The sequence below is a fragment of the Enterococcus sp. 4E1_DIV0656 genome, from assembly GCF_002140695.1.
GTDB classification, from domain to species: Bacteria; Bacillota; Bacilli; order Lactobacillales; family Enterococcaceae; genus Enterococcus_D; species Enterococcus_D entomosocium.
Genome location: NZ_NGLF01000001.1, coordinates 2,207,223 through 2,210,817, shown reverse-complemented (window position 1 = coordinate 2,210,817; position 3,595 = coordinate 2,207,223). Strand labels below are relative to the sequence as shown.

Genomic DNA, 3,595 nt, shown 5'->3' with positions numbered 1-3,595 from the left:
CTAACATATTTCTTCAAATTACTATAATTTACGTCTCTTGTCATAGGTGAAACGCTCAATAGTTTATCAAACTTATAATAAATAGAGAACAAACCATTTAAATCTTTAAACATTGGCATTTTCCCATTCACTTCTCTACGAGAATCGGAATAGAGATCATTATGCATAAAAACTATATATTTTTTTGCATCTGCTCCTAAAATATGCCTTCCCCAAAAATAGCTATAACCACTAAAATCAATTGCTACATCAAATTTTAAATTACCAACAAGCCTATTCATCTCTCGACGATACCCGTTTTCCGGATAATTACTTCTTTGATCTATTTCCACACCTTGATCAGCAAATTTCTTGTTAACTAGTTTTTCTTTTCTTGTAAGAATGTCAATTCCAAATCGGAAAAGAGGCCTAATGTTTTTATTCATTGCCTTTAGATTGTTATTGATTTCATCATTGCTCGAAGGATTGCAAATAACAGTAACATCATACTTTGAATAATCAATATTATTGGTCAGATTTAAAAAGCTTGATGTTATTCCATTATTCCTCATACCACCAGGAAATATTAGCAGCTTTTTCTTTTTTGAATTAACTGTATGAACTGTGATATTTTTTGAATCTTGTTTTTTAAAAATATATTCCACATATTTTTTTGTCACATTTCCATCTTCATATGGAACCATACGCTGAGCCAGCTCTTCATATTTTTTTTGATATTTGGTATGATTCACTTCCACCGATTGAATCAATTTTAGTAACTCATCAAAGTTTTCTGCAGTAGGACCTGGTAACTCATCATTTGTCAGATACATTCCTCTTTCAAAACTGTATAAATCTTTGTCCCAGGCATAAAAAATGATTGGTTTTTTTGTAACTAAGAAGTCGAAAAAAATGCTTGAATAATCCGTAATGAGCACGTCAATGATAGACAACACTTCGTTGGCATCAATTAGATCTGAAATTAATAGACCAAATAATCTACTGTCATTTTTTATCTCATTATAGATAAATGGATGAACTTTTACTAACACATCATATTCATCGTAAAATTTTTCTTTTAATCTTAACGTTTCATTGACTATTTGTTCAATATCATCCGTTGCCTGATGAACATTTTGACCTTTCCAAGTAGGACAATAGAGTATTTTCTTTCTATCACCTCGTATATTCACACCAACACTCTTGAGTTTTCCATAAACTGAATCTTTATTTTTTGATAGTGTAGCGTCAATTCTAGGATATCCCCCCTCCAATATCTCTCCTGAATAAATTCCCTTTAATTTATAACTATCAATAAAAATATTAGAAGTATGTGCGTTTGGTGATAGAATATAATCTGTCATTAAAAAATTTCTTAGGACGTTTTGAGAATGAGAAACTGATCCCGGTATGTCAAAGCCCATAAACTTGAGAGGTGTACCGTGCCAAGTATTAATGTAAATTTGATCTGATCTTTTAACAAAAAATGATTCAAATGTCGAATTTGAAATAAGATACTTAGCTTTCAGGAGTGCATCTACGTAATCTAATGTGTCACGATAAACAAATTTCACTTTCTTTTTAGATGGTTCTGAAATAGTATTTTTGATACCTTCAGCGTCTTTATCAATAACCCAAATATGATTAAAGTCAGAAAATCTTTCATCTGATGTCAAGTAATTAAATATAGCCAACGGTGAATCTACGATTGATTTGCCATCTCTTGTTTCATATAAGATAGTTTTAGACTCGATTGGTGTGCTCTCATAATGATCTGCATAATATAGCCTCATACGATGTTGTAAATCGGGAAAAATAATTCGTTGAACAGAATTAGCTTTTGTATATATTTTCTTCAAAACCACAATTAGTTCCTCCAATAGTTTAGTAAATTAACTTCATTTATTTTTTATTAATCTCCAAAAGATCAACTATTTAATTTGCGCATACTCCAAACAATACTTTTACATAAGAAAATAGGAAGTTGCAAAATTCTTCCTAATCGTTTGGGGTTACTTAAAGATCGGTAGAGCCACTCCAAATGAAATTTAATAAAAATATTTGGTGCTCTTTTAACGTGTCCACTAATCACATCAAAGCTCCCGCCTACATCTTGAAAAATGGACACATTAAGTTCACGTATGTTACGCGCTAACCATTGTTCTTGACGAGGAAACCCTAATGCAACAAAAAGCATATCAGAGTTTGATTCATTAATATGACTGACAATTTCTTCTTCCTTCAATTGATTATATCCATCTATGGCTCCTGCAACAATTAAATCTGGATATGAATGTTTTATATTTTTTACAGTATCTTCTAAGATACACGGTTTTGCCCCATATAAAAAAATTCGCTTTTTATTTTCATTTGCAAAAGCCAATATCCTAATCATCAAATCATAACCCGTTACTCTATCAAATATACTCCCTCCAGTTAATCTTGATACCAATACAATTCCTATGCCATCCGGTATTCTATGAGTACTTCTCCAAATAAAATCAACGATATCAGGATATTTTTTTGATTCTGTAACAATTTGTGGATTAATACTAACAATTGTCATTTTATTTTGTTTATCTAAGTAACTGGAAACATCTTCAATTATATTATCATAAGATATATTATCAACCGGAATTCCCATTATCAATTCAGATCTCATAAGTGACTTCAATCCATTCTATAAGTTGCTTAATAGCTTTTCCATTTGCATATTCATTCCATATTAGATTAAAATGATTTAAAGTAGTATTTTCGTTCTTATTAATAATTTCAACAACATCTTCAATGTTCTCGAATATCTCATACTCTTCACTCATAATAAAATCAGTTTGTAACCCTACTTCTTTTTGATAGTTATCCAAATCAGGACAGAAAAAAACAATGTTCCCTTCAGGATTAGCAAGAGAATATTCGAATGGGATAGACGAATAATCAGTAATCAAAACATCTGTTAAAAAAAGAGTTTCTTGCAAACTAAAATTATTCAAATGTGTCATGATACTGGGATAAACTTTTAGTTGCTCTTTAAGTACGTTATCGCTTGGGTGAGGATGCACCAACAATAAACTATCACCTGAGATATTTGAAGATAAATATCCTAAATCAATATAATTATGGCTATGTTCTCTGTAAGTAGGAGCATACAAAATGATTTTTTTCTTTATAGTTTCTTTCACTTTTAACATTTTCATTTTTGTTCCTTCATTGAGATAATAATCTGTTAAAGGATAACCAAATTTCAAAATATTTGGATCAATTTTGTAGCTACTCTTAAATATATCAGCCATTTTTGATGAACTAACTACTATATCCGTAATTTTCTTATAAACTTGTCTATATCTATCCTTGTTTTTATCCGAAGCATTTTTGGCATAATTTGCTTCAAGTCCAAATGTCTTAATTGCTCCATTTGCATGCCAAATTTGAAGTATTTTTGTTTCTTTGCAAAAATCAATACCACCCAATATCGGAAAATAATTATCACATATTACTACTTTTGATCCCTTTAATAATGGAACAATTTTTGTAAATAGACTATTAAGCGAACTGAGACTATACACTTGGCAGCCTCTTGACTCAAATTTTTTTGCTAAGGTAGTAGAATTACTTGTAT

3 protein-coding genes are annotated in these 3,595 nt (G+C 30.3%); all 3 read right to left on the bottom strand.

Features of this window, described 5'->3' with window-relative positions; all coding sequences use genetic code 11:
* Positions 1-1,844, bottom strand: a 1,844-nt coding sequence (locus A5882_RS10440) for a CDP-glycerol glycerophosphotransferase family protein (protein WP_176462018.1), incomplete at its 3' end; no start/stop codon positions are given.
* Positions 1,845-1,906: 62 nt separating this feature from the next.
* Positions 1,907-2,641 (bottom strand): WecB/TagA/CpsF family glycosyltransferase, encoded by a 735-nt coding sequence (locus A5882_RS10435; protein WP_086372717.1) that lies wholly within the window; start codon positions 2,639-2,641, stop codon positions 1,907-1,909.
* Positions 2,631-3,595 (bottom strand): CDP-glycerol glycerophosphotransferase family protein (locus tag A5882_RS10430; RefSeq protein WP_086372716.1); only part of this gene is annotated, 965 nt, incomplete at its 5' end. The genes A5882_RS10435 and A5882_RS10430, both read right to left, overlap by 11 nt.